5 protein-coding genes are annotated in these 4,026 nt (G+C 50.9%); 2 read left to right on the top strand and 3 right to left on the bottom strand.

The genetic code is table 11. The features are described 5' to 3' along the window. Together IBX50_RS18030 and trpB are read right to left on the bottom strand one after the other, a co-directional pair. Window positions 1–1,339: methyl-accepting chemotaxis protein (locus IBX50_RS18030; RefSeq protein ID WP_292257752.1), on the bottom strand; the 1,339-nt coding region annotated here is incomplete at its 3' end. A gap of 106 nt (window positions 1,340–1,445) precedes the next feature. Next, a complete protein-coding gene (gene trpB / locus IBX50_RS18025; RefSeq protein ID WP_292257750.1) occupies window positions 1,446–2,672 on the bottom strand; it encodes a tryptophan synthase subunit beta in 1,227 nt (408 codons plus the stop codon). Between the two features lie 173 nt (window positions 2,673–2,845). On the opposite strand from trpB, the gene IBX50_RS18020 reads away from it, so the two are divergent. Both IBX50_RS18020 and IBX50_RS18015 read left to right on the top strand, forming a co-directional pair. Continuing rightward, window positions 2,846–3,178, top strand: coding sequence for a DUF3392 family protein (locus IBX50_RS18020; RefSeq protein ID WP_292257748.1), 333 nt, complete (start codon window positions 2,846–2,848; stop codon window positions 3,176–3,178). Between the two features lie 37 nt (window positions 3,179–3,215). Continuing rightward, entirely contained in the window at window positions 3,216–3,683 is a 468-nt protein-coding gene (locus IBX50_RS18015; RefSeq protein ID WP_292257746.1) for a hypothetical protein, read from the top strand. A gap of 6 nt (window positions 3,684–3,689) precedes the next feature. Here IBX50_RS18015 and IBX50_RS18010 read toward each other — a convergent pair. Then, window positions 3,690–4,026: DnaB-like helicase C-terminal domain-containing protein (locus tag IBX50_RS18010; protein WP_292257744.1), on the bottom strand; the 337-nt coding region annotated here is incomplete at its 5' end.

Here is a 4,026-nt window from a genome sequence, read left to right as displayed (position 1 = left end):
CTGTGTCCATCATCCGCACAGCACCCTTGGCCTCTTCCTGCAGACGATCAATGGTGCGGCGTACTTCCTGGGTTGCTTCATGAGTACGGTTTGCCAGTGAGCGAACCTCATCAGCAACCACGGCAAAACCTCGGCCACTTTCACCAGCACGAGCCGCCTCAATTGCGGCATTTAATGCCAACAGATTGGTTTGCTCAGCAATACCGGTAATAATTTCCAGCACCTTACTAACATCATCACTGTATTCATCCAGCGCCTTGATCACACCAGATGCTTTTTCAAGATGCTCGGTCAGTTGATGGATACCAGAGATACTCTCCTGTGTCAGCGTACGACTGGAGCTGGCCTCTTTATCCGCCTGAGCTGATGCCTGAGAGGTTCTTTGAGCATGCTCACGCACTTCATTAGCACTGGCCTGCATCTGCTCCATTGAACTAGCCATCTGCTCGGACTCAGTCAGCTGAGTATCTACAGCACGTACTGTTTCGTCCGCCACAGTGGCAATGGTGTGGGCAGAGGACTTCAGGGTACGGGTAGTGGATGCCACCTGTCGCAGGCTGGCAGAAAAGCGCTCCAGCATAGTGTTAAACGCAACCGACAGAGTGCCAATTTCATCACGGCTTCTGACCGTATGCACTCGAACGCTCAAATCCGACTGATCCTCCACCTGCTGCATGGCTTTGCGCAGGTAACGCAAGGGGCGCAGAATGATTCGATACAACACCCAAGAAATCAGCAGCACACCAGCAATAAACAACAGCAGTTGCACACCACCCAGTTGCAGCAGATTCAGATTGATACGACGATCCAGGTCAGCCAGTGAATAACTCAGGCGAATAACACCCAGCAGCTCACCCTCAGTACCAACGTGACAGGTTGTACAGTTGGTGCCACGATAATCCGACTGGTTGATCACGGGACGAAGCACTGTCAGTACTCGACCCTGGCTGGTGTTCTGAATAATCTGAATCGCTTCACCCGACAAGGCACGGCGATCCAATTCGTCTCGTGGCTGGTCAATATCAGTGCCCGGACCAAAAAACTGCCGAACCGGTTCTGCGCGCAGAACCCGTGCCTCGGTGATACCGGGCTGGCTTAACACCTTTTCACGATGCACTTCACGAAACTGCGCCAGGGTTCCGGTCAGCATCATGATGTTCAGCGTATCCAGATAGCTGTCAGCCATATCCCGGACATTCTGCTCCATGGCTTCTTCAACCATGGCCCGCTCACTGCGAATGGTGAAAAGCATTGAAACAACCATCACCACCAGCAACACAGCCAAGAGCACTGCGTTAACTTTCGTCTGGATGGAGGTATCTGCAAACCGCTTGTTCATTCAGTTTCTCCGCCTGGTGCCTAGCATAAACGCCAGACCACGACATAAAGGTTGCATAATCCTTTATTTAGACGAGCAAGTCCATGATACAGGTCGGTAAAACACACTAGAGTGACAGCTTTTCCGCCACAAAATCTGCATCTTTATCACCACGGCCAGAGAGGTTGATCAGCACTGAAACATCTGATCCTAATGCCGCAGCCTGTTGCATTACCCAAGCTACGGCATGAGCCGATTCAAGGGCGGGAATGATACCTTCCAGTCGTGACAGTTTCATAAAAGCATCCAGACAGGCTGCATCATCAACGGCATGATATTCAGCACGCCCCAGATCCTTCAGATAACTATGGTGAGGCCCCACAGAAGGGTAATCCAAACCGGAAGCAATAGAATATACCGGTTCAGGCTCACCCTGTTCATCTTGCAGCATATAAGAGTGGAAACCGTGCATGGTGCCAGGTTTACCGTAAGTGAGCGTAGCGGCATGTTCACCCTTGCCTAAACCACGACCGGAAGGCTCAACACCCACCAGCTTCACACTTTCATCATCCATAAAACCGGAGAACAGCCCCATGGCATTGGAACCACCACCCACACAAGCCACCACATAATCCGGCAATTTACCGGTCATAGCCGGAAACTGCTGGCGGGCTTCACGACCAATAATGGACTGGAAATCGCGCACCATCATTGGAAAAGGATGCGGACCCACCACCGAACCGATGGCATAAAAGAAGTGATCCGGGTCTTTCATGTATTCTTCAAAAGCACTGTCCACAGCATCTTTAAGAGTACGTGTACCGGTTTCCACACTAATGAGTTTGGCACCCAGAATTTTCATCTTGGTGACGTTGGGGTGCTCTTTTGCCACATCAACAGCACCCATGTGAATCTCGCAGGGCAGACCTACCAGCGCACAGGCTGTAGCCATGGCCACACCATGCTGTCCGGCACCCGTTTCAGCAATCACCTTGGTTTTACCCATGTGTTTGGCAAGCAGCGCCTCACCCAAGGCATGATTGATCTTGTGAGCACCGGTATGGTTCAGGTCTTCACGCTTCAGATAAATCTTTGCTCCACCACAAGCTGCAGTCAGGCGGCTGGCAAAATAAATCGGGCTGGGACGACCAACATAGTGTTGATACAGATCCATCAGCTCCTGCTGGTATTCAGCGGTTTCACGAATTTTGAGATATGCCTGAGCAATATCATCCATGATTGTTTTCAGATGGGGCGGAACGGCCTGACCACCATAAGGGCCAAAAAAGCCGTCTGCATCAGGGAGCATCAGAGCACTGGTGGTTTTTTTTGAGTTATCGGTTGCTTGATTCATCTGATCTGGAGCCTTAAATCATGATTAAAGTTAAGAGTTCATCAGTCCACTACTCTAACCCGTGATTCCCCCACCTCCAATAGCCAGAGATAACAATTTTTACGTGATCGCTGTTGCACTCCTTCTGCAACCACTTATTATTCCTGCAGATCACTCACTGTATGGAACTTAATATGGACATCATCAACGAAATTCTGCTGCGCTCCGGCTATTGGGCGCGCTCCCATATGAACAGCGTCACCCTTGCCCTGCTTGCCACCTTGCTGGTTATTTATGGTGATGACATCAACCGCTTTGTGAAACGTCAGCTCAAACCTTATCCACGACTGGTACGCTTACTTGGCTTTGTACTGATGTGTGCCTTTGGTTATGGCGCCCTGACAGTACTCTTTACACCGGTACTGGCCGGCTGGTTCTCCCTGATCAGCATTAAATGGCTGGCACCCATTATTGTTGTAATCTTTTTATTCATTGGCTGGCTGGCAGAACGCAAGCATCAAATGTAGACTTGCATAAGAAATCCCTCATATTCAGGAGCAATCCATGCAAATGCCACCCAACCAGGGCGACCACCTACCGGAGCAACTGGCAAGCAAAGTGGCAACCAGCTGGAGCTTCTGGCGAGTGAAAACACCAGCCTGCTGGTATCTTTATGCCGTACAGCCAGACCAGGCTTTGCATCTGGGTGCCTTTGCCGATCCCGGCAGCCTGGCTGTTCAGCAACTGCGTTTTCTTGAAACCCCAAAAGCCACGGTCTTGCTACCACTGAACAGTGATGAAGTGAATTTATGGCTGGAACATCCACAGGATCACAGCCCACCACGATTTAGCGGACAGCTGGGCAGTGCCTGGAGTGGTTATGGCATCAAAGTGGTTGATGCCACCCAGGTGGAAGTGATTTATGCCGCAGACCTGCGGCACGAATGGATGGGAGTTTTCAGTGAACCTGATGCCTTTGCTGCCATTGAGCTCCACTATGACCGACGGCGGAATCGCTGCCTGATCTGCTGAGATGGCTTACTCGGTGTAAATTAATCCTGCTTCTTTATAAGCAGCCAGACTACCCGGCTCAAGATCATCAAAACGTGTAAATCGACCAGTGAACAGCAGATGCACACTGCCCACCGGGCCATTACGCTGTTTACCGATTACAATTTCCGCCAAGCCTTTATTACCTTCTTTTTCCGGGTGATACACCTCATCCCGGTAAACAAAAGCAATCACGTCTGCATCCTGCTCAATCGCTCCGGATTCACGTAGATCCGACATGATCGGGCGCTTGTTGGTGCGCTGCTCCAGACCTCGATTCAGCTGTGACAAGGCCACAACCGGGCAACGAAATTCTTTCGCCAGC

This window comes from Marinospirillum sp., assembly GCF_014859565.1.
This window is presented reverse-complemented; position numbering and strand designations above follow the sequence as displayed.